The sequence below is a fragment of the Acetobacterium wieringae genome (assembly GCF_001766835.1).
Taxonomy (GTDB): domain Bacteria; phylum Bacillota; class Clostridia; order Eubacteriales; family Eubacteriaceae; genus Acetobacterium; species Acetobacterium wieringae.
This window is the reverse complement of sequence record NZ_LKEU01000039.1, coordinates 24,882-46,568: the sequence shown is the minus strand read 5'-3', so window position 1 is coordinate 46,568 and position 21,687 is coordinate 24,882. Positions and strand designations below refer to the sequence as shown.

Genomic DNA, 21,687 nt, shown 5'->3' with positions numbered 1-21,687 from the left:
TCCATCAATCAAATGAATCAGGAGGTGGGGACGATCAGACGAAAGCTACAAAAGAGTTTTTCTTTTGCCATTGAAGGTATTTTATACACCCTCAAAACCCAGCCGAATATGCGCATTCACTTTGGCATCGGTTTATTGGCAGTGGCTTGCGGTTTTGTTTTTAAAATCGAAAACTATGAATGGCTGGCGTTGGTGATTGTAATTGGCTTTGTTTTTATCCTCGAAATTATCAATACCGCCATTGAAACCCTGGTGGACCTTTATACCGAAGAATACCATCATCTGGCCAAGGTTGCCAAAGACACCGCCGCCGGAGCCGTAATGGTAGCAGCCATCATGTCAATATGCGTGGGGCTGATTATCTTTTTACCAAAAATTATCAATTGGTTTTTTTAACCAGAGAAAGAATGTGAATCATGAACAAAAACTTTAAATCCGGCTTTATCAGTATCGTCGGTCGTCCGAATGTCGGAAAATCGACCTTGCTTAATAATATTATGGGGGAGAAACTGGTGATTACTTCGGCCAAACCCCAAACCACCCGCAATGCAATTCGTTGTATTTATACCGATGAGCAGGCCCAGATGGTTTTTATTGACACTCCGGGAATGCACCGTCCCAAAAACCGGTTAGGTGACTACATGCAAAAAGCGGCGGAAAATACCGTTGCTGATGTGGATGTGGTTTTATACCTGGTTGAGCCCGAAACAAAAATTGGGCCCGGCGATCAATATATTCTGGAGAAGCTGGGAGCCAGCAAGACCCCGGTTGTTTTAGTCATCAACAAAATTGATTTGTTGCCCAAAGAAGAACTGCTAATCACCATTGCGGCATATCAAAAATACGATTTCCTTAAAGCCATTATTCCGATTTCGGCGGTTACCGGAGATGGTGTTAAAGAACTGCTGGATCTGATAACCGACCTGCTCAGTCCGGGTCCGATGTTTTTCCCCGCTGATATGATTATTGATCAATCCGAACGCTGGATTGTCCAGGAGCTGATCCGAGAAAAGATCCTTAACCTATTAAATGATGAGGTTCCCCACGGTATTGCTGTCGAAGTGACAGCCATGAAACCCCGAAAAGGGAAGGATATCATTGACATTGAAGCAACCATTTTCTGTGAGCGCAAAACGCACAAGGGCATCCTGATCGGCAAGGGTGGCTCGATGCTGACTAAGATTGGCTCACAAGCCCGTAAAGATATTGAATTTTTCCTCAAAACCCAAATCAATCTGCAGCTTTGGGTGAAGGTTCGCACGGATTGGCGGGATAAGAATTTTGATCTGAAAGATTTAGGCTATTTTGAATAAATCTTTCCGTTTGGAGCAATATGGCACTGATTAAAACAAAAGGCCTGGTCATCAGGGAACAGCCCTACAAAGAACAGGATAAGATTCTGACCATTTTTACCGAAGATGAGGGCAAGATCCAATGCATCGCCCGAGGCGTTCGCCGCCAGAAAAGCGGCCATTTAGCCAGCACTCAAATTTTTGCTTATAGTGAATTTGTCTATTATCCCGGCAAGAATTTTGGCATTATCAATCAGTCGAACTTAATTGAAGCCTTTTATCCCTTGCGGAATGATCTGACCAAAATGGCCCTGGCTTCATATTTACTGGACTTGATGTATAACGCCTACGAATTTTATCAGAAAAGTCCAGAGATATTAAAATTACTGCTCCATGTGTTGTACTACATTTCTGGTGGCAAAGCCAGAAACGACCTGGTTCTGGTCGGAGCCTTTCAAATGAAGCTGGTTAGCTACTTAGGCTATCGTCCTGTTCTGGAGACGTGCATGGGTTGTCAGCATGATCAGGCGTTAAGCCACTTCAGTATTGAACAAAGCGGTGTTGTCTGCCGTAACTGCCGGGAACAAAGCCCGGGCTATCTCTATAAGCTAAGCCCAGCCATGCTGGAACTGCTCCGGGACTTTTTAAAACAACCGATTAAACAGCTCAAAGACCGGGAGATCGACCCAGCTGAAGCCCTAAAACTTAGTGATCTGCTGGATCATTATATCAGCTGTTGCATCGGGAAATCTTCCAAAGCCTATGCTTTTTATAAAACCATGCTCAACCCCTAAATCAGTTGGAAAATACGAAAAATATAAATTAAAAAGGAGATTATGATGGGAAACTACAAAATGGCGCATACAATGATTCGGGTATTGGATTTAAACCGCTCTCTGGCGTTTTACAAAGAAGCGCTGGGATTTGAGGAAGTACGACGACGGGACGAACCGACCTATGAGTTTACGCTGGTGTTTTTAGGCGACGGCGATCCCAACGGTCATCAGTTGGAACTGACCTATAACTATGGTCAGGTTGTTCCCTATGATTTGGGTACAGCCTACGGTCATTTAGCCGTCATGGTTGATGACCTTGAGGCATCATGGGCTGCGCACGACGCAAAAGGCTATCAACCCACTGAGCCAAAAGGTTTAAGCGGCGATGGTAAACCCCGGTATTATTTTATTACTGACCCGGACGGTTATAAAATTGAAATCATCCGGAAGTAAAAAGTTTGCCATGATAAGAGAGGGAGCACCTCTCTTTTTTTTAACTAATTTCTGGTTAAGTGAAAGGGGGCTATGAAAAACGATTGTCATCATCCGAAATGAAAAGCATTATCAGGCTAGAACCTTCGAATATTTGATCCTATCGGGGGTAAGAATTATATTAAAATACTATTCTAATTTGTACTGAGATATGGAGTCGCAATTGGAGAAAAAACGAATCAAACTGGCTATTTTATCAGTTGCATCACTTTTAATGATATCAATGACCGCTTCTGCCATTCTTGCCGATATCGAACAGCATTACCCCAATGTGTCAGAAACCATGATTCAAATGGTTTTGACCCTACCGGCGTTATTGGGGGTGATTTTTGCATTTGCTGCAGGTCCACTCTCAATGCGGATCTCAAAAAAGAGTCTTGTGATTTTTAGTCTAACTTGCGGGCTCTCTGGTGGATTGATGGGATTGATACTGGGGCCGCTGGCGATTGAATATTTATGGCTTTCCAGTGTTTTGATTGGTGTCGGTCAAGGAATTAATGCAACAATAACTCTGGCCTTAATCACCGTTTATTTTTCTGGCGAAGAAAGCGGGGCGATGATGGGACTCCAATCGGCTTTTCTTAATGGCGGTAGTATGGTGCTGTTGTTTACTTCCGGTTTGCTGGCTAATATAAAATGGAATGGAGCTTATCTGGTTTATCTGGCTTTTCTACCGGTTCTTGTGATTGTCATAAAATATTTGCCCCATGATCAGCCGCTTCCAGCGACCCAACTAAAAGCAAGAAATCGTACTGAAAAACTAAATGGTACCGTCTATTTTATTGCCCTGATCATCTTTTTATTTGGCAGCTGCTTTTTTGTTTTTCAGACTAACATAGCGCTGCTGGTGGTGAGCAAGGGCTATGGGGATGCGACGCTTAGCGGTATCATCAACACCCTGATATCAGCAGCCGGAATGATCACCGGTTTTCGTTACAGCCATATCATCCACCGCCTAAAAACAATGACAATAACCGTCGGAATCGCAGTTGTGGGACTGGGGATGAGCCTAATATTTTTTCTGGGATCGTTAGTCAGTATCTGTGTTGCCGCTCTTTTTATCGGATTTGGAATTGGTGTTGTTATGCCAACAGGAATTTATCTGGCCGCCAACGTAGTAAGAAAAGAGAATCAATCCACTGCCATTGCATTGGTAACGGCAGCGGTCAATTTAGGAATGTTTGTCTCACCCTTAATCTTTGATTGGATATCGCTCCAGATCCCTGACAGTGATATAAGTATCAAGTTTATGATCGCATCACTTTGCTTGCTGCTATTGGCAGTAGTATTTGCAATGAGTCGTCGATTTGTTTTAAATAAGCCGCAATAGAATTATGCATCGTATCGAAGTTTAGAAATTATCAAATCCTTATCTGTACCGGATTCGTACGAATTGATCGAAGTAAAGGAGAGCTCACCATGAGAAATCATTTAAAAAAAATCACCATTACAGCAATATGGGGAGTTGTTTTTACGAGCCTGGTTTTATTGTTCTATTTTCCAATGATTGGCCATGCCCTTAATGAGAATAAGCGGGTGTTGTTTATCAGTTCATACAGTGAAAATTTTCCAACGGTTCCGCTGCAAATTAAGGGGATTCAGTCTGCGCTTGATGAGAAAGTCAGTCTGGATATTGAATATATGGATACAAAGCGGCTTGATACTGCAGAGAATAAACAACTGTTTTATGAAAATCTAGCTTATAAATTAAAAAATCTGCCGCCTTATGACGCCGTGCTCGTTGGGGATGATAATGCCTTACAGTTTATAATCGATCATCACGATACGCTGTTTCCCCAAATACCGGTGGTGTTTTTCGGAATTAATGATTTCGAGCGGGGGAAAGTTGCGGCCGAAAGCCCTTACTTTACTGGAATGTTCGAGAAATTTTCAATGGTCGAAACGATTAAAATCGCCAAAAAATTCAATCCTAAAGCTTCTCAAGTTATTGGTATTGTGGACTCATCCCTGACCGGACAAGGTGATCAGGGGCAATTTCTGGCCACTCAAAGTGAATTTAGTGATCTTGATTTTCGGGTCTTAAACGTATCGGATTATACCTTTGCTGAGTTTGGGGAAGTGCTTAAAAATCTTAATGACGATGCAATTCTTTTATACCTGAGTATGAACCAGGACAAAAACGGTGTTGTCAAAGACTTAAACGATCAGTATCAGTTTTTGAAAGATAATACCACCATACCGGTCTATCGAACCAGTATTGGCGGAATTGGTGAAGGCATATTGGGCGGAAAACTGATTGACTACGAGGCCTTTGGACGGATCTCTGGCAATTTAATCATGGATATATTAAATGGCAAGTCCGTGGAATCAATGGGTCTTATTGAGGATACACCCTATTACTATATATTTGATTATGATCTCATTAAAAAATTCAATATTCCCGAGTCGCTGATTCCCAAAAATGCTGTATTAATTAATAAAGAACCCTCGCCTCTGGAAAAATATCGGGAAATTTTTGTTAGCATCGGGGTTCTGATACTTTTTCTTTTGACTGTTTCATTAATTCTTATCGTCGATAATTTAAAACGACGTGCCATTCAAAAACAATTACAGGAAAGTTATGAGAGTCTAAAAATAACCAATGATCATCTTGAAAAAACTGAAGACAAATTGAGATCTCAGTATGAGGTCATTGAAAAAAGTCTCAAAGAAGTCGGAATCCTGAATCAGAAATATGCCATTGCGACAGAAATTACAAATAGTGCAGTTTGGGAATTGGATTTAGATACTAATGAAATTCTGATATCTGATAACTTTTCTTATGTCAGTCGAATCCCCAATGAAAACGAAAAATTTGAAGATTTATTGAGTCGATTAACCGATCCGGAACACAAAAACAGATTATTATCCGAAATACAGTCCTACTGTGCTGGGCGTAAAAATGAAATTGATATTCAGATTCCCATTAACGATGAGAATAATAAAGTAAAATGGCTACTATTCCGGGGCAGAGGAATATCACAGGGCAATGGTCTTATTAAACAAATTCATGGAATTCTCATGGACACGACACGAATGAAGGAACAGGAGGACTATATTGAATACCTTGCTACCCATGATTTTTTAACCGATTTGCCAAATCGAATGAGCTTTTTAGTAAAACTTGCGGATGCACTGGAATCTGGCAAACCTGGCGCCGTTTTATTGTTTGATATCGATAACTTTAAAGCGATCAATGATACCCAGGGACATGTCTATGGTGATGAGATCTTAAAAATGATTGCTCATCGACTCAGTGACCTTTCCAATGAAAAGACGTTTGTTTCCCGTTTTGGCGGAGATGAGTTCCTGATTTTAATAAAAAATGTTAATGGAACGCAAGAAGTTGAAAATTTCGCTCAAATTATAAAAGCAGCCTTTGATAAAGCATTTGTACTCAACGGCAAAGCCAATAATATCAATATCAGTATGGGCTTAACCTGTTTTCCGGAAGACAGTTGTGACATCAATCAAATTATAATGAATGCCGATACAGCGATGTATCATGTTAAACATAGCGGTAAAAACAACTACATCTTTTATTACTCTGAAATGAAAGACATTATAAATACCCGAATCGAAATAGAAGCGATTATTCGAGAAGCCTTAGAAACAGATGGCTTCAAACTTCTCTATCAGCCGCAAGTCGACTTGTGCTCAGCTCAAATCCATGGGTTCGAAGCATTATTGCGATTTAAAGATCATAATATCCAACCAGATCAATTTATCCCAGTTGCAGAAGATACGGGGCTGATTATTAATATTGGGCGTTGGGTAGCTAAATCTGCGATTGAACAATTTGCGAAGTGGCGAGATATGGGGCTCGGAGAAAAAATAATTGCGATTAATTATTCCAGTAAACAATTGAAGGATAAAAATTTTATCGCGTATCTGGGACAACTCATAAGGACTCATGCAGTTAAACCAGAAATGATTGAAATCGAAATTACAGAAAGCATTCTGCTGGAGAATGATACTGAAACGATGTCTTTTTTGCAGGGATTAAAAGATGCTGGTTTCAAAATCGCCCTGGATGACTTTGGTACCGGCTATTCGTCTCTGAATTACCTGACATATATACCAGTGGATAAGGTTAAATTGGATAAATCCATCAATGATAAGTTTCTAAACCTCAAAAACAATCAGGTCATGGATAGTCTAATTTCATTGGCACATAGTCTAAAGCTAGAAATCACCGCAGAGGGGATTGAAGATTGGGATCAATATTGGCAATTAAAGCGTGGCGGTTGTGACTATATTCAGGGCTATCTTTTCAGTAAACCGCTGGATTCAGCAGCGATAGAAAATATTTTTAATCATATCTTTGAAATAACTGATGAAAATTAAACCCATAAATCATTGATAAAAACAAAATTATTTAAGAAGGCCATCCATTTTTGCCAATAGCAAATGGATGGCCTTTGACAGAGCAATTACAACAGTCAAATTTTTAGTTAGGCAGCAACAGTCAATCTCCTAAGTGATGACCCACTGAGCAATCGTCGATAGTAAGCTTGCGTACATTTTTTATATTTGTTGAAAAGTTTGATTGCTTCGTTTTCATTGCAATATACTTTCCAACAACCACAATATTTACAATTTTTTCCTTCATGCTCGATAAATCCCTGAACATCTTCAAACTGATAACTTAAAAACAAGCCAATCTCGTGGGGAAATTCGCTGGAATCTTGAATCCGCTTGGATAAAAATTCCAGACAAGATTTCAAATCCTCGGTACGATAACCAATGTCCTGAAGAAAGCTGTCCACCCGCGGACATGAAAAGTCTTTGAGCAGTCGACTTTGACGATAAACATAGATTAAAACCCGACTGGCATTTATCCTCAGTACCTCCAGATAAACCCCACGAGCATTCAACGTATTATTACACTGCTCCAGCTGCTCTGCGAGTTGGCAATAGCTGGTAAATGGATAACTGAATAAATTACCAGTTTTCATTCCGGCTAATGTAGGCGAACAGTGGCGTATCAATTCTCTCTCGAACTTGTTCATGACGACATCTTCCGGGTATGCGATTTTAAAACACAGCCATCGCAATTCTTACATTGAGCACAATGCTCCTCCAGAATGTTTCGTAATGCAGCCAAACTGCTGCTATGTGACCGTGCCAGGGGCAAATTTAGTCTTTTTGCCTCATCGGTCGCACAGTTTACCATTTTATGCGAAACCGTCCCAGTAAATAATACAATCAAATCTGGGACGCCGATTTTTTTTTTCATTGCACCCTGCATTTGGGTGAAAACCTTAGCCCGACAATCATATTCTTTGCATAAATCTTTATATTGATAAATCATGCGATCATTTCCGCCAATAATAACAATGCTCATTTGGTGCCCTCCATCCCCTTGTGTTAGTTATATCTAACTGATTATAACTTATCACAATTCGGAGCAGCTGTCAATTATTTTTAAACATTTATTAAGGAATTATTATTGGTTTTTATGGCTGACTACAAAGCTCATATTTAAATATTATACCGCATAAATCAACATACAATATTTTAAGCATTGACTTTATATTGATTAACAGTTTTCGCGAAATAACATTGATCATCAAAAAAACGGCTGCAACATTAGATTATTATAATACAATTGATGATTGATAATAATATCACAAAATTGCACAACAATATTAATCAAAAGTCGAGTGATGCACAAGAAACATCGGCGCATATAATGAATATCTTATATTTAATGTCAGCAGTAATCTAAAGTATTTTGAGCAAAATATTACTGCTGCAAATATAATAAAAAAAATAATTCGCAAAATATTCACTTGACAATTGATAATATATGCCTTATCATGATGCCAATAGAATATTTAGCAAACTTATCGAAAGGTAAGGACGCAAAGCTTTAGGGTCTAAGTAATTATTTATATGACAGCCAGTTGCACAACCACATTTTTTAATGATGATTATAATGCAACGTGTCAATGCGTTGTTTTTTTATTCTATACGATTCAGTTGTTGGTCAATTTAATATTTGGCAAACTTATCGAAAGGTAAGGACGCAAAGCTATAGGGTCTAAATAAGTATTTATATGACAGCCAGTTGCAGATTATAGGTGTATTTAATTCGCCTTAATTGCAACGAGTAAATCGTTGCTTTTTTATTGCAAAAAACGAATGGAGGATACTGATGGATCAATTACTGATAACTGCAGAAGTTTTTATAATTGGAGCAGTGATGGGAGTATTTATGAAAAAAACGACTGATTATTTAATCAGTCAGCGAGTCAAGACCTTAACCAACCATCAGTTATCCGGCAGTGTTACAGATACAATCTTTTGGGCGATGCTTAATGCAATCATCTGGTTGGTCTTTGTAAAGCTCAACGGACTTGAACCAAAAACACTGGAATGTATGTTGCTCTTTTCAATCTGTGTCATTCTTTCTGCTGTCGACATCAGCATTAAAAAAATTCCCAATGAGCTGGTATTAATGACGATATTCGTGGGCGGTGCCTTCATCATTACCGGGCAGCCGATTACCAGTATTGGGATGAATATCTTTGGTTTAGTAATTGGTTTTATTATATTCTTTTTACCAGCAATAATTGGAAAGGGCGCTGGTTGGGGAGACGTAAAATATGCCGCTGCGGTTGGTTTTTGTTTGGGCGTTTATGGAATAATTTCTGCGATTATGATAATGACTTTCTTTCTGATGATCTACACAGCTTACCTGATCATTAGAAGAAAAGGTAATTTAAAATCAAAGGTTGCCCTGGGACCGTTTATGGCTTCCAGTTTTGTATCCGTATTAATTTTGAACCTTATCAACACAAATTATCTGATGGAGTTTGGAATGTTGTTTTAAACCGAGGTAAACTTGGTAACAATACGTAAAAAATATTAAAAAGGAGAAGAAAAAATGAAAAACGGATTATCACGCATGATCAGAGAAGAAGATGGACAGGGCATGGTTGAATATGGCTTGATTATCGCCGGGATTGCATTGGCTGCCATTGCTGCCATTTGGTTATTGGGGCCGCAAATCGGGCAAATGTTTACAGATATCGGCACTCAGTTAGCAGCATAATTACGCTAATTAGTTTGACTAACAAATATAAAATATTGGAGGAGAAACTGAAATGAAAAATCAATTAATGCACATGATCATAGAAGAAGACGGACAGGGTATGGTTGAGTATGGCTTGATTATTGCCGGGATTGCATTGGCTGCCATTGCCGCCATTTGGCTACTGGGACCACAAATCAGTCAGTTCTTTACGGATATCGGAACGCAGATGGCGGCATAATGAAGTAGACTATTTAAAAAATTAAGCACGAATCATAAAATATAAAGGAGAAGAAAGAGATGAAAAACGGATTGTCACGCATGATCAGAGAAGAAGATGGACAGGGTATGGTTGAGTATGGTTTGATTATTGCCGGGATTGCATTGGCTGCCATTGCTGCCATCTGGTTACTGGGTCCACAAATCGGTCAATTCTTTACCGATATTGGTACTCAATTAGCTGCATAAACGATAATAATTTATTGAAGATACTAAATTAAAAGGAGAAAATAAAATGAAAAACGGATTATCACGCATGATCAGAGAAGAAGATGGACAGGGTATGGTTGAATATGGTCTGATTATTGCCGGGATTGCATTGGCTGCCATTGCTGCCATCTGGTTACTGGGCCCTCAAATCGGTCAATTTTTTACGGATATTGGAACCCAATTAGCAGCATAAAGCCTACAGGTAGTTATTGTGTTTACTGTGAAGAAACCAGTGGCATATTGGCAACGTCAAAGTGGAGATTTCTGCCGGACGTAATCAATATGCCTTTTTTAGTCGGTTAAACGATCTGCTCCAGTTACAGTTAAATAAATCAGATCTTCAGGATGAATGATCAGGGAGGAAAAATGTTTGCAAACATAATCAAACGGTTTAAAAAAGAAGACGGGCAAGCAATTGTTGAGCTTGCTATCACCCTGCCAATTTTGATTATGATTTTGTGCGCAATTATCGATTTTGGTTGGCTGTTTATGAATCAGAACAGTATTGATTATGCCGCAAGAGAAGGCGCACGCTATGCAATCGTTCATTCAACCAGTAAGACAGCAATTGAAGAGCATATTCGGACAATTGCTCCTGAGAACATTGCCGACACTGTAGACATCAGCATCACGTTTACAAATACATCAAACCCCCGTCTTGGTGATGTAATCATCGTTATCAGCGATGATGTGAATATATTGACTCCAATTGTTGGTGTTTTTGTTCAGGGTGAAACCATGAATCTTTCTTCATCCTGTACCATGAAGGTGGAGTAAATGAGACAGATAATGAACTTATTAAAAAAATTTCCCTATAGACAGATAAAAAAATCCGAACAAGGTGATGCGTTGATTATTGTGGCCGTTTCGATGGTATTTATTATGGGAATGCTGGCATTGGTAATCGATCTGGGGTTGGCGTTTTTAAGTACTGGAGAACAGCAAAAAGCTGCGGATGCAGCCGTATATTCATCCGGGCGGTTACTACCCATCGAAACGGGAAACACCACCAAGGTCAATCAGATTAAAGAGAGTGCCATTAATTATGCCGATCTTAATGGTTTTCCGGATTTAACGCCTGAGGATGTCATTCTGGGGAAAATCAGTAATGGTCAATATACTGAAATTCGTGTTACTGTTGATAATACGGTACCGATGTATTTTGCCAAAATATTTGGAGTCGATTATTTGGACCTTACCCGAACGGCTGTGGCAAAACTGTCGCCAGTTATCAGAACCACTGGGGTGGCACCAATTGGCTTGACGAAAGAGGAAATGGAATTAAGGTTGGCCAGCAATAACCTGACGCACGTAACTTTGAAATACGGGGAAAAAAATGTTTGGAGCGATTCCCCATCCTTTTTTGGAGCACTTGATCTCGATGGCCAAGGAGGGGGGGCCAGCGATTATCGGATTTGGATTACCCAGGGTTATGCCGGTGAAATCAGTGTTGGCGATGTTCTCTTAAAAGAAATGGGAAACATGGAAGGACCTACTTTTCAGGGCTTTGATGAACGTTACAACGGTTGTACCCATTTTGGTGCGCTCAGCGGCGGTGTTGGCTGCACTACTGATAATTTCGAACCGACATGCCCGAGAATTGTCAAGGTGCCCATTTACTCGTATACGGTTGATAAACAAACCGTTGTAGTAGAGGGATTTGCCGCGTTTCTTCTGGAAAATCAAACTGATAAAGGTGAAATCACTGGTTCATTCTTAAATATGGTGTCAAATGGCGCTTCTTCAGGAAGTAACGTCGGGGAAGGAACCGATGGGGATTTTGGATTATATAATTTGATCCTTTCCGAATAATTAATAATTACCGGTATTTTGGGTAAATACCATTTATAAACCCATTAATCAGTTGAATGGAGAAATCGATGAAAAAACTCGTAATAATTGCATTGATCGTATCGGTGATCACCGGATTTGCAGTTTTTCAATTTGCAATCTCTCTGCAAAAAGGCAAAGACCAGGCGACACAGCCCGTTGTTTTGGCAACTCAAGCCATTCCCAAAGGAACCGTCATTGAAAAAGAGATGCTAACGACCGAAGAAATACCCATTGAGATGGTTCACCAACTGTCAATTGCCAATCCGGAGGATGTTCTGGGGCGAATCACCAAGGAAAACATTGAGGCTAATGAACAGATCCTGACCAGTCGTTTAAGTGATACCAATCAGGAAAATAATAATTTATCCTATGCCATCGAACCAAATTACCGGGCCCTGACCATTCTGGTCGATGAAGAAAAAGGGGTAGGCGGGTATTTAACCAAGGGGGATCATGTTGATCTTGTCACAATTTGGATCACAAAAGAAAAAGATGTCGTTTCACAGTATGTTGTCGAAAATATTGAAATTCTGGAAATTGGCCCCAAAAGCACCGGTGACAAAGGCGGGGAATACACTTCGGTGACGGTATCGATTCCGGTAGCTGAGGTTGAAAAAATTACCTATGCGTTGTCGATCGATCAAACGACTAAGTATCGCCTGGTACTCCGATCGCCGGTTGATAAGGCCATATTAGGACCAAAGCCCTTCATGCCTTTAAACTAAACGGCATTAACGACTAATAATTTATATACTATAGAATAAAATGGGGTAAACGCCATGGAAAAGATAAAGGTAATGATTGTCGGAAATAATGACAATCGGATCTATGAAATTAAAAGCCTGCTTCGCAGCGACCGCGTGGCATTTATTGGTTTCTCAAAACAGGATGAAAATGTTTTGGAGAAAGCCATCAGTTTGAAACCCCATGTGTTGATTATTCAATGTGAAGACGACTACAAAGCAGCCATTGATTTGGCTGAAAAAATATATATCCGAATTCCCGGATGTAGCGTAATTCTTATCTGTGACCGTTTTGATGTAAGCACGATCGAGAAAGTCATGTTGGCCGGGATCCGCAAAGTACTGCAGTTCCCCATTGATGCTGAAACGTTACAGGAAAACATCGAATTGGCTCATTACATGGAAAAATCCCGTCTGGAAAATGCGGATATCACGGCATCCAATAATATGCAATCCCGGATTATCACGGTATTTGGTGCCAAAGGCGGGATTGGCAAGACAACCATTGCCATAAATTTAGCGGTATCGCTGGCAAAAATGGGCAAGAAGGTCGCGGTAATCGATGCTGATCTCCAATTTGGGGATGTCAATGTGTACTTTGATATTGACCCGAAGGATACTATTTCCGAATTATCCCAGGGCAACGATGCCGGTGATATTGACGCCATCAAACGGATGATGGCCTTGCATTTTTCCGGGGTCAGCATTGTCTGTGCCCCCAAAAGCCCCGAGTATGCCGAATATGTAACCCCTAAAAACATCGAAACCATGATTAATACGATGCGGCCCTTTTATGACTATATTCTGATTGATACCGCACCGGTGTTTAGTGACATTACCATGGCTGCCATAGAGAATTCAAACCTGGTACTTCTGGTAACTGTTCAGGATATCTCAACCTTGCGCAATACCAAAATTACTCTTAATATTCTTGAGTCCCTGCAACAGAAAGAAAAAACGGAACTGGTAATCAATCGGTTAACAAAGGGATTGATCAGCTTAAAAGATATGCAGCGGGTTTTAAATGAACCAGTCAAGAACACCATCGTTTTTGATTTCAAGACAGCAACGACTGCTCATAATAAGGGAATCCCCATTGTCTTGGACGCACCGAAGTCGGAAATTAGCAAAAACCTAAAAAAGCTGGCCCAATATATCGTCAATACCATTGACCATCGAGTCAGTTAAAAAGAAAGAATCGATAAAAGAGGTAAAAAAATGGGACTGCTGGAAAGAATGGAACAACAACGGCTGGGACAAAAAGACAAGGCCCAGGAAGAAGGGAAAAAAGACATTATCCATGTTGATATTCATCAGGATCTGAAAAATCGGGTTCACCAGGAAGTAATTAATGAAATCAATAGCAGTAAGGTTGACACGGTCGGCAAAGAAAATCCCATCGAAATCCTGCGAATCCTGGAAAATGTCATGGCGGTTGAAGCGGAAAATGTCAACCGCCTGGATCGCAGCCGTATTACCGAAGAATTACTCAATGAGATTATCGGCTATGGACCGCTGGAAGTGCTTTTAAATGATCCGGATATTTCCGAGATCATGGTTAACGGTTATAACCGGGTCTATATTGAAAAAAAAGGGAAGATTCAATTATCGCCGGTGGTTTTCAAGGACAATCAGCATGTGATGAACGTGATTGACCGGATTGTATCTTCGGTAGGCCGTCACATCGATGAGTCCAGTCCGATGGTCGATGCCCGGTTAAAAGATGGTTCCCGGGTCAACGTGGTGATTCCACCGCTTTCTCTGGTCGGGCCGGTTATTACCATTCGAAAATTCTCCAAAAAACCAATTACCACTGATCAATTATTGGGTTTTGGATCAATATCAAAAAAAATGCTGTCGTTTTTGGAAGCCTGTGTTAAGGGCAAACTGAATATTATTGTATCCGGTGGAACCGGCAGCGGGAAAACAACCATGCTCAATGTGCTTTCCAGCTTTATTCCGGATAACGAACGGATTATCACCATTGAGGATTCGGCCGAACTGCGGCTGTTACAGGATCATGTGATTACCCTGGAAAGTCGACCATCCAATCTGGAAGGACGAGGAAAGGTCTCAATTCGGGAACTGGTCGTCAATGCCCTGCGAATGCGGCCGGATCGGATCATTGTCGGAGAGGTTCGTTCGGCAGAAACCATCGATATGCTTCAGGCTATGAACACTGGCCATGACGGTTCATTGACCACCATTCATGCCAATTCACCAAGAGACTCTCTGTCTCGTATCGAGACGATGGTTTTGATGTCAGGGATGGATTTGCCGTTGCGGGCAATCCGAGATCAGACGACCTCAGCCATTGACATCATCATCCAGCAATCACGACTCCGGGATGGAACCCGAAAGGTGGTAAATATTACAGAGGTTACGGGTCTTGAAGGAGATGTCATTGTTATGCAGGACATTTTCAGCTATGAAATGACCGGACAATTGGACACCGATGGAAAATTCAAAGGACGCTTTAAAAGCATGGGGATCAAGCCCCGATGTTTAGAGAAAATTGCTCATAATGGTGTAATGATTAATGATGATTGGTTCATCGAGTAAATGAGTTTATACGGAGTAATGCAATGAATGCGATCATCGTCACCTTATTAATGATGCTTACAGTATTTTTTCTGGTATTGCTGTTGCTTTACGCCATTTCAGCGGATCAACGCCAGATGCAAAAGCGGTTTAACGGCCTGACAAGCCTGAGTGCAACCGACTTGACAAATTTAAAAAAAGCCCGAAAAAGTCGGGAAAAATCCAAACACAAGGTGCTTAAAAAACTGGAAAATGATTTGTCAATGTCTGGTATTCTGATCCGACCTTCTGAATTTCTGCTTCTCTGGATTGGCTTGTCGATGATTCCCTCAACCCTGGTGTTTATGCTGGGCGGCAATATTATTTTTTCAATTATTTTACTGCTATTTGGGTTATTGGTACCGCCGCTTTATGTGAATAAAAAACGGGCAACTCGAGTCGAACTGTTTGAACAGCAACTAATTGATGCCATCAGTATCATGAGCAGTTGTTTGAAAGCTGGTCTCACCTTTCAGCAGGCGTTAGTCAGCATATCAACTGAAATGCCAAACCCCATTTCGGAAGAATTTGGCCGGGTTGTTAAGGAGTTAAAATTAGGCAGCTCCATTGAAACGTCTTTAACCCGGTTATCTGACAAAATTGGCAGTCAGAATTTCATGATGATTGTTTCAGCAATTCTGATACAGCGCCAGACCGGCGGGAATCTCTCAGAAATTTTAACCAATATTTCGGGAACCATCAAAGAACGGTTTAAAATAAAAAATGAGATCAAAGTTTTGACAGCAACTGCCAGAACCTCAGGTCTTGTGGTGGGTTTAATGCCCTTGGTAATTATACTTGTGTTTTTGTTATTTAATCCCGATTATGTAACCATATTCTTTGAATCCAATCTCGGTATTGCCATGGTAGTCATTGCTATTGTAATGGAAGTAATTGGCTATCTGATTATCCGAAGAATCGTCAATATAAAATTTTGACGATTAAATCGTAAAGAAATGAGGTGACGCAGATGTTTTTTTTGGTGATCAGTGTTTCATCACTGATTTTTATCCTGATTCTAATCATGTTTTACAATCAGGCGAGCATTGCCGATACCAAAAGGAAAAGACTCGGTTCGATTAAAAAAAGAAACAAAAATGATCTTGATGATGAGTTTGAGAAACCTTTTTTTCAACGGGTCATTCTGCCCATTTACCAATCGTTAATTAAAAAAATATCATCACTGTTTCCCCAAAAAGGGAGTGCCACAAATAAAAAAACCGAGACAAATCTCAGACTCGCCGGACTTCAGCTTGCCGTCAATGAATACAATGCGATCCGGATTATTGTTTTTGGTGGCTTTTTTATTGGTGCATTTTTTATAACTTTGTTCACCCGCTGGAATATTTTAAATGAATTATTATTTGTTTTCGTCTGTATGTTATTGGGAATTATCGCACCGGTTGTTTTTTTAAAACTCAAAATAAACAAACGTCAAGGCGCAATTTCCAATGAATTGCCGGATATTATGGATATCCTTTGTGTCACCATGGAAGCGGGACTGGGTTTTGATTCGGCGCTTATTAAAATTGGCGAGCGTTTAAGTGGCGTTCTGGTTGCCGAACTGAATATTGTTCATTCTGAAATTAACTATGGAAAGCCCCGCAAAGATGCCCTCAAAAGCTTGGCTGATCGTAATTCGGTTGAAGAATTAAAAACCTTTGTGGGTTCAATTATTCAGGCGGAACAATTGGGAATTCCCATTAATCATGTCTTGAAAGCGCAATCCGAAGAATTGCGGATAAAAAGAAGACAAAGAGCCGAAGAAAAAGCCATGAAAGCACCAGTCAAAATGATGATTCCTCTGGTTTTTTTCGTTCTTCCGGTACTGTTTATCGTTCTTTTGGGGCCAACAATTTTACAGCTTGTTAAACAGTTTGGTTAAGGGGTATAATAAATGAAAACATGTCGTATTTTTAAAAATGACACACTCCTGTTTAGTGAAATACAAGTCGCAGATAACTTCGTCACCCGATTGGTCGGTTTATTAAGAACCACCGAATTAGCTGATAACCAGGGACTCTTACTCAAAAAATGCAATCAGGTTCATACCTTTGGGATGAAATTTCCGATTGATGTGATCTTTTTCTCAAAAGATGGCAAGATCCTGCATCTGGAACACCACATGAGGCCGGGAAAAGTCAGTCCCCATGTTAAAAATGCCTACTGGGTACTGGAGCTTCAATCGGGCTCCTGTCAAAAATATCACCTGGAAATCAATCAGCGTCTTGTCGTCAGTCAGTAATTTAGAAAGGTATAATAAACCATGGCAAAAAAATCCGAACAACTAACCTTAGATGAGCTCAGAGATAAGTCAGTAAAATCAAAAACAAAATTATCTTTTGGAAAAGAAATGGGCGGATACAACAAAAAACAGGTCACCGAGTATATTGACAATCTAACCGATAGCTTAAGCAGTGCCGAGGAATCCTTTAATAATCGACTTGAAGAATACGCTGCCATGATAACGATGTTAAAACAGGAACGGGATCAATACGGCGAAATGTATAATCTCTGTAAAAGTTCAAAAGGTGAAATGGCAAATCAAATTGATGCATTAAAAAGAGAAAACGAAGAATTGAATCGCCTGGTTAATGAACTGAGTATTAACCCGGTGCCGCAACCGGTTGAAGTTATTGATACGCATCCTGGCGACGCCGCCATCAACTCACAAACTAAACTCGAAGAATACTTGAGTTATGAGCAGGAAAGCCAAGAAATGAAAGCGCAACTGGATCAGCTTAAGGCGATGGTTCGGGAGTTAAGTACTGAACTTGAAGCCTATGCCAGCACCAATCTGAGCGAGATAACACCAGCAAGCGGTTCGGCTGATCAACAGCTGCCGGAAAAGGATGTCCTAAAATATCAGTATGAGGACATTCTTAAAGAACGCAGTGCGTTACTCACTGAAAATAATCAGTTAATCAAAACGAATGAACAACTATCCGATGAAGTGATGCTCCTCAAAGCGCAAATAGCAACACTGGAGGAAACTGCCAATCAGAAGATTCAGCAAGCAATTTCTACGTATCAGTCAAAAACGGATGCGTTCATAAAGAATCATCAGATAACCCTGGCTAAGCTCTCAGAAAACATGATCAATTCGTTGCATCTGATCGAGACAGAGGGTAACGACTTCATAACACTAAAAAACATGTTACTGATCGATACGATTCAAAGCCGGTAAAAAAAAGACACAATTTTTGATTATGCGTTTAATCAATTCGCAAAAGGTTATAAATAAAATAGTAACTTTATTTTATAATTATGGAGGATTGATATGTTTGAAAAGATAATCGTTGTTTCCGAGGTTTCCAACGCATCGAATGAGATGGTGAAATGTATCAGAAGTCTTCGTGCTCTGGGTGCGACGGAATGTTTACTGCTTCAATGTTTTAATCCCCATGACGTTGACTCTGGTGTTTCCTCCTATTTAACATCCATATTTAATGAGAACCTGAAAAATCAGTCTGAGATCCTAACTGAGCAGGGATTTACCGTAAAAACTCAAATCATTTCCGGCAATTTAAAAAGTGAAATTAATCAGATTGCCCAAGACGGTGATTACTCAGTAATTGTTGTCGGAGCTGAAAAGCACTCCATGGTAGGTGCCCTTTTTTTAGGTGGGGTTGCTTACGATATAATCTATGGTTCGACAAAACCCATCATGCTCGTTAAGGACAATCATCAGGATCAAACGGTCAGAAATTCAAATGATCAAATTGATCATATCTTGTTTCCCACCGATTTTTCGGAAAATGCCGATATTGCCTTTGAATATGTTAAAGAAATGGTCAAACAAGGTGTCAATAAGGTGACGATTTTTCATATTCAGGATGAATCCAAAATAAATCCATATCTGCTCCATCGACTGGTTGAGTTCAATGAAATAGACAATAGTCGCCTCCAGAAGCTTAAAGATGAATTGCAACTTCTCAACACAGTTGAAGTAGAAATAAAGATCCGTTACGGAGCACCCACTTCAGAGATTATTAAGTTGGTTGATGAGGAACGAATTCCCATGATTGTGATGGGCACCCAGGGGCGAGGCTTTATTAAAGAAATTTTCTTGGGCAGTGTCAGCCATAATATTGTCCGTCATGCTTCTGCATCGGTTCTTTTGATTCCTGGCAATCGGGCAGATTAGAAAATTTTAGTAAAACCAACAAACAGCTGAAATGCAATAGCAAATTTCAGCTGTTTATTTAATTTCGGGAAATATAACTTGAATTTTTATGCATGGCCAAATATAATGAAAGATGAAACTTATACCGTAGGAGGAAAAAATGAAAAGAAAAAGTTATGCATTAGTAGCAATTGTATTAGGAGCTGCCTTGTTGTTGACTGGCTGTGGCAGTAAATCGACCAGTAACGTAGATCCGCTGGCCGATGGCGTGTTAACCGCCGGAACCAATGACATGTATCTGCCACTGGAATTCCGGGATGAAAACAATGAACTGGTCGGATTTGATATCGACCTGGGTCAGGCCCTGGCAGATGAGCTCGGAGTTGAGATTAAATGGGTGCCAACAGCTTGGGACGGCATTTTTAATGGTCTGAATGCCAACCAGTATGATATTGTTTTATCGGGAACCAGCATTACGGAAGAACGGCTAAGCGGTTTTAATATGACAGATCCATACCTTGCCAATGGGATTGTTATTGTCTCTCGTAAAGATGCGACTCCGGCAAAAACACCAAAGGATCTGGCTGGAAAAACAGTCGGCGTTCAAATCGAAACCACCGCTGATTATGCTGCGGAGGCTTTAAAAACCCAGGAAAACGTTGAATATACTGTGAATAAATATGATGCCATGCTTGACGCCTTCGCCGCACTGGAAGGAAAGCAAATTGATAACATTATGACGGATATCAGTGTTGCTCAATTCTATACCACACTAAAACCGGATGTCTACGCAATTTCATCTGATGTCTTGTCAAATGAACCCATCGGCATCACCGTCAGAAAAGCTGACACAGCCTTCAATGAACAGTTAAATACGGCTCTGGATACTCTACGGGAAAATGGAAAATTAACCGAGCTGTCCATGAAATGGTTTGGACAGGATGTTACGCAGAATATTAATACCGAATTAAAAGTCATTGAATAATTATAATAAAAAAATGCCCGGCGCTGAGATTTGATACCAGCGCCGGGTCTTTTTGATTGCCAAGGCTTTTCTTTGCCATTATAATGATGATACACTACGTGATCCGAAATGCAAAGGGGACAAGAAAACGGTGAAAGATTTAATTTATTGGCTATGGTTTATGCGGCTAAAAAAAATTTCCCTCAAACAAAAAAATATGCTGATCGAACAATTTTTATCTCCCTGTGTGATTTATTCATTAAGTCCCGAAACCCTTTTGATGACGAAGATCATTGATGAAAAGACAGTTAATTATTTTTTCCAGTCTCGATCGCTGGTGCAGGCAACTCAGGATTTATCATATTTGGAAAAAAATAAAATTACACTGCTTCTGCGTCATGACCCCCAGTTTCCGGAGTCGCTCTTAAATCTTTACACGCCGCCATTGGCTCTTTATGCCAAAGGTGATTTATCACTGCTTCAGGCACCACTAGCGATTGCCATAATCGGTTCCCGCAACCCCACGGTAGCTGGCGAAAAACACGCCAAGTTATTTTCACAATCTCTATCTTCAGTGGGGATTACTATTGTCAGCGGCTTAGCTGATGGCATTGACGGCAAGAGTCACTGGGGCAGTATCAATGAACTGGGGAGCACGATTGGCGTTTTAGGAACCGGTATTGACATCTGCTATCCCCGGGTCAATCAAAAGATTTTTGATTTGATGGCCCAAAAAGGTCTGCTGCTCAGTGAATTTAATTTGGGTGATAAACCCCTGCCATATCACTTTCCACAACGAAATCGATTAATCAGTGGGCTTTCCCAGGGTGTTCTTGTGATAGAAGCCCGTAAAAAAAGCGGATCACTGATCACGGTCAACCATGCCTTGGAACAGGGCAAGAATGTTTATGTAATCCCCGGGGATATTGGCACTTGCAACTGGGCTGGTGGAAACCAATTACTAAAAGAAGGTGCAAAACTTGTTACCGATCCCCGTGATATTTTAGAGGATTATGTTTTATTCGATCAATGGACGGATCACACGGAAGCAAAGACTGACGTTTATAACAAACAGACTGAGTTAAAACTGACCAATCCGAATGAACGGCTACTCTTTGATCTGATTAAAAAGGGTTATCGCACCATTGATGAGTTGGTGGCAGGCTCCGGATTACCCATCAATCAGGTAAATAGTCTGCTGACGATGATGGAAATAGCAGAGATCATTCAAATTAAATACGGAAATATCCTGTTAATTTAAGGACAATGCGTTATATTCGACTGCATAAGTTTGTATTTTGTGGAAAGATTTGCTATAATGTTGCTATTTTAAGAGAAAAGCGTCGTTACTAT

Annotated in this window: 25 protein-coding genes and 2 riboswitches; of the genes, 23 read left to right on the top strand and 2 right to left on the bottom strand. The window is 40.3% G+C overall.

The window, feature by feature from the left end:
- Positions 1-24: 24 nt before the first annotated feature.
- The 6 genes from ACWI_RS14860 to ACWI_RS14835 all read left to right on the top strand — a co-directional run bounded on the left by ACWI_RS14860 (position 25) and on the right by ACWI_RS14835 (position 6,907).
- Positions 25-396, top strand: coding sequence for a diacylglycerol kinase family protein (locus ACWI_RS14860; protein ID WP_139142388.1), 372 nt, complete (start codon positions 25-27; stop codon positions 394-396).
- A gap of 20 nt (positions 397-416) precedes the next feature.
- Positions 417-1,313 carry a GTPase Era gene (era, locus tag ACWI_RS14855; RefSeq protein WP_070372231.1) on the top strand — a complete coding sequence of 299 codons (897 nt, stop codon included), beginning with the start codon at positions 417-419 and terminating at the stop codon, positions 1,311-1,313.
- A gap of 20 nt (positions 1,314-1,333) precedes the next feature.
- On the top strand, positions 1,334-2,086 hold the full coding sequence (recO, locus tag ACWI_RS14850; protein WP_070372230.1) for a DNA repair protein RecO: 753 nt from the start codon (positions 1,334-1,336) through the stop codon (positions 2,084-2,086).
- A 45-nt stretch (positions 2,087-2,131) separates the two neighbouring features.
- Positions 2,132-2,521, top strand: coding sequence for a VOC family protein (locus ACWI_RS14845; protein WP_070372229.1), 390 nt, complete (start codon positions 2,132-2,134; stop codon positions 2,519-2,521).
- Positions 2,522-2,723: 202 nt separating this feature from the next.
- On the top strand, positions 2,724-3,890 hold the full coding sequence (locus ACWI_RS14840; RefSeq protein ID WP_070372228.1) for an MFS transporter: 1,167 nt from the start codon (positions 2,724-2,726) through the stop codon (positions 3,888-3,890).
- A gap of 89 nt (positions 3,891-3,979) precedes the next feature.
- Positions 3,980-6,907: an EAL domain-containing protein gene (locus ACWI_RS14835; RefSeq protein WP_070372227.1), complete on the top strand. Its 2,928-nt coding sequence runs from the start codon at positions 3,980-3,982 to the stop codon at positions 6,905-6,907.
- 107 nt (positions 6,908-7,014) lie between these two features.
- Here the strand turns inward: ACWI_RS14835 and ACWI_RS14830 are convergent, their stop codons facing one another.
- Together ACWI_RS14830 and ACWI_RS14825 are read right to left on the bottom strand one after the other, a co-directional pair.
- Entirely contained in the window at positions 7,015-7,572 is a 558-nt protein-coding gene (locus ACWI_RS14830) for a DUF3793 family protein (protein ID WP_070372226.1), read from the bottom strand.
- Positions 7,569-7,907, bottom strand: coding sequence for a DUF2325 domain-containing protein (locus ACWI_RS14825; RefSeq protein WP_070372225.1), 339 nt, complete (start codon positions 7,905-7,907; stop codon positions 7,569-7,571). Before ACWI_RS14825 ends, ACWI_RS14830 begins: the two co-directional genes overlap by 4 nt.
- Positions 7,908-8,392: 485 nt before the next feature.
- A riboswitch (cyclic di-GMP riboswitch) is annotated at positions 8,393-8,477 on the top strand.
- A 79-nt stretch (positions 8,478-8,556) separates the two neighbouring features.
- Positions 8,557-8,641, top strand: a riboswitch (cyclic di-GMP riboswitch).
- Between the two features lie 79 nt (positions 8,642-8,720).
- Here ACWI_RS14825 and ACWI_RS14820 point away from each other — a divergent pair.
- The 17 genes from ACWI_RS14820 (at position 8,721) to dprA (ending at position 21,595) form a co-directional block, all read left to right on the top strand.
- Positions 8,721-9,398: a prepilin peptidase gene (locus tag ACWI_RS14820; RefSeq protein ID WP_070372224.1), complete on the top strand. Its 678-nt coding sequence runs from the start codon at positions 8,721-8,723 to the stop codon at positions 9,396-9,398.
- A gap of 54 nt (positions 9,399-9,452) precedes the next feature.
- A complete protein-coding gene (locus ACWI_RS18595; RefSeq protein WP_084633732.1) occupies positions 9,453-9,620 on the top strand; it encodes a Flp family type IVb pilin in 168 nt (55 codons plus the stop codon).
- A gap of 52 nt (positions 9,621-9,672) precedes the next feature.
- Positions 9,673-9,840, top strand: coding sequence for a Flp family type IVb pilin (locus ACWI_RS18590; RefSeq protein WP_084633731.1), 168 nt, complete (start codon positions 9,673-9,675; stop codon positions 9,838-9,840).
- Between the two features lie 59 nt (positions 9,841-9,899).
- Entirely contained in the window at positions 9,900-10,067 is a 168-nt protein-coding gene (locus ACWI_RS18585) for a Flp family type IVb pilin (protein ID WP_084633730.1), read from the top strand.
- A 46-nt stretch (positions 10,068-10,113) separates the two neighbouring features.
- Positions 10,114-10,281: a Flp family type IVb pilin gene (locus ACWI_RS18580; RefSeq protein WP_084633730.1), complete on the top strand. Its 168-nt coding sequence runs from the start codon at positions 10,114-10,116 to the stop codon at positions 10,279-10,281.
- A gap of 173 nt (positions 10,282-10,454) precedes the next feature.
- Complete coding sequence (locus tag ACWI_RS14815; RefSeq protein WP_070372223.1) at positions 10,455-10,865, top strand: TadE/TadG family type IV pilus assembly protein; 411 nt, start codon at positions 10,455-10,457, stop codon at positions 10,863-10,865.
- Complete coding sequence (locus ACWI_RS14810) at positions 10,866-11,900, top strand: pilus assembly protein TadG-related protein (RefSeq protein WP_070372222.1); 1,035 nt, start codon at positions 10,866-10,868, stop codon at positions 11,898-11,900.
- Between the two features lie 68 nt (positions 11,901-11,968).
- On the top strand, positions 11,969-12,646 hold the full coding sequence (gene cpaB / locus ACWI_RS14805; RefSeq protein WP_070372221.1) for a Flp pilus assembly protein CpaB: 678 nt from the start codon (positions 11,969-11,971) through the stop codon (positions 12,644-12,646).
- Between the two features lie 54 nt (positions 12,647-12,700).
- Positions 12,701-13,852, top strand: a complete 1,152-nt coding sequence (locus tag ACWI_RS19495; protein WP_070372220.1) for a CpaE/TadZ family protein — start codon at positions 12,701-12,703, stop codon at positions 13,850-13,852.
- Between the two features lie 30 nt (positions 13,853-13,882).
- A complete protein-coding gene (locus ACWI_RS14795) occupies positions 13,883-15,226 on the top strand; it encodes a TadA family conjugal transfer-associated ATPase (RefSeq protein WP_070372219.1) in 1,344 nt (447 codons plus the stop codon).
- 23 nt (positions 15,227-15,249) lie between these two features.
- Positions 15,250-16,182, top strand: coding sequence for a type II secretion system F family protein (locus tag ACWI_RS14790; RefSeq protein ID WP_070372218.1), 933 nt, complete (start codon positions 15,250-15,252; stop codon positions 16,180-16,182).
- 32 nt (positions 16,183-16,214) lie between these two features.
- Complete coding sequence (locus tag ACWI_RS14785; RefSeq protein ID WP_070372217.1) at positions 16,215-17,129, top strand: type II secretion system F family protein; 915 nt, start codon at positions 16,215-16,217, stop codon at positions 17,127-17,129.
- 12 nt (positions 17,130-17,141) lie between these two features.
- Entirely contained in the window at positions 17,142-17,489 is a 348-nt protein-coding gene (locus tag ACWI_RS14780; RefSeq protein ID WP_070372216.1) for a DUF192 domain-containing protein, read from the top strand.
- A gap of 21 nt (positions 17,490-17,510) precedes the next feature.
- Positions 17,511-18,431, top strand: a complete 921-nt coding sequence (locus tag ACWI_RS14775; RefSeq protein WP_070372215.1) for a hypothetical protein — start codon at positions 17,511-17,513, stop codon at positions 18,429-18,431.
- 93 nt (positions 18,432-18,524) lie between these two features.
- Positions 18,525-19,391 (top strand): universal stress protein, encoded by an 867-nt coding sequence (locus ACWI_RS14770; protein ID WP_070372214.1) that lies wholly within the window; start codon positions 18,525-18,527, stop codon positions 19,389-19,391.
- Positions 19,392-19,530: 139 nt separating this feature from the next.
- A complete protein-coding gene (locus tag ACWI_RS14765; RefSeq protein WP_070372213.1) occupies positions 19,531-20,355 on the top strand; it encodes an ABC transporter substrate-binding protein in 825 nt (274 codons plus the stop codon).
- A gap of 130 nt (positions 20,356-20,485) precedes the next feature.
- Positions 20,486-21,595 (top strand): DNA-processing protein DprA, encoded by a 1,110-nt coding sequence (dprA, locus tag ACWI_RS14760; protein WP_070372212.1) that lies wholly within the window; start codon positions 20,486-20,488, stop codon positions 21,593-21,595.
- The last annotated feature ends 92 nt before the right edge of the window (positions 21,596-21,687 follow it).

Bases quoted from the DNA above. Each gene is read 5' to 3' on its own strand.
- era (WP_070372231.1), top strand. From the start codon at position 417: ATGAACAAAAACTTTAAATCCGGCTTTATCAGTATCGTCGGTCGTCCG.
- recO (WP_070372230.1), top strand. From the start codon at position 1,334: ATGGCACTGATTAAAACAAAAGGCCTGGTCATCAGGGAACAGCCCTAC.
- ACWI_RS14845 (WP_070372229.1), top strand. From the start codon at position 2,132: ATGGGAAACTACAAAATGGCGCATACAATGATTCGGGTATTGGATTTA.
- ACWI_RS14835 (WP_070372227.1), top strand. From the start codon at position 3,980: ATGAGAAATCATTTAAAAAAAATCACCATTACAGCAATATGGGGAGTT.
- ACWI_RS14830 (WP_070372226.1), bottom strand. From the start codon at position 7,572: ATGAACAAGTTCGAGAGAGAATTGATACGCCACTGTTCGCCTACATTA.
- ACWI_RS14825 (WP_070372225.1), bottom strand. From the start codon at position 7,907: ATGAGCATTGTTATTATTGGCGGAAATGATCGCATGATTTATCAATAT.
- ACWI_RS14820 (WP_070372224.1), top strand. From the start codon at position 8,721: ATGGATCAATTACTGATAACTGCAGAAGTTTTTATAATTGGAGCAGTG.
- ACWI_RS18595 (WP_084633732.1), top strand. From the start codon at position 9,453: ATGAAAAACGGATTATCACGCATGATCAGAGAAGAAGATGGACAGGGC.
- ACWI_RS18590 (WP_084633731.1), top strand. From the start codon at position 9,673: ATGAAAAATCAATTAATGCACATGATCATAGAAGAAGACGGACAGGGT.
- ACWI_RS18585 (WP_084633730.1), top strand. From the start codon at position 9,900: ATGAAAAACGGATTGTCACGCATGATCAGAGAAGAAGATGGACAGGGT.
- ACWI_RS18580 (WP_084633730.1), top strand. From the start codon at position 10,114: ATGAAAAACGGATTATCACGCATGATCAGAGAAGAAGATGGACAGGGT.
- ACWI_RS14815 (WP_070372223.1), top strand. From the start codon at position 10,455: ATGTTTGCAAACATAATCAAACGGTTTAAAAAAGAAGACGGGCAAGCA.
- ACWI_RS14810 (WP_070372222.1), top strand. From the start codon at position 10,866: ATGAGACAGATAATGAACTTATTAAAAAAATTTCCCTATAGACAGATA.
- cpaB (WP_070372221.1), top strand. From the start codon at position 11,969: ATGAAAAAACTCGTAATAATTGCATTGATCGTATCGGTGATCACCGGA.
- ACWI_RS19495 (WP_070372220.1), top strand. From the start codon at position 12,701: ATGGAAAAGATAAAGGTAATGATTGTCGGAAATAATGACAATCGGATC.
- ACWI_RS14795 (WP_070372219.1), top strand. From the start codon at position 13,883: ATGGGACTGCTGGAAAGAATGGAACAACAACGGCTGGGACAAAAAGAC.
- ACWI_RS14790 (WP_070372218.1), top strand. From the start codon at position 15,250: ATGAATGCGATCATCGTCACCTTATTAATGATGCTTACAGTATTTTTT.
- ACWI_RS14785 (WP_070372217.1), top strand. From the start codon at position 16,215: ATGTTTTTTTTGGTGATCAGTGTTTCATCACTGATTTTTATCCTGATT.
- ACWI_RS14780 (WP_070372216.1), top strand. From the start codon at position 17,142: ATGAAAACATGTCGTATTTTTAAAAATGACACACTCCTGTTTAGTGAA.
- ACWI_RS14775 (WP_070372215.1), top strand. From the start codon at position 17,511: ATGGCAAAAAAATCCGAACAACTAACCTTAGATGAGCTCAGAGATAAG.
- ACWI_RS14770 (WP_070372214.1), top strand. From the start codon at position 18,525: ATGTTTGAAAAGATAATCGTTGTTTCCGAGGTTTCCAACGCATCGAAT.
- ACWI_RS14765 (WP_070372213.1), top strand. From the start codon at position 19,531: ATGAAAAGAAAAAGTTATGCATTAGTAGCAATTGTATTAGGAGCTGCC.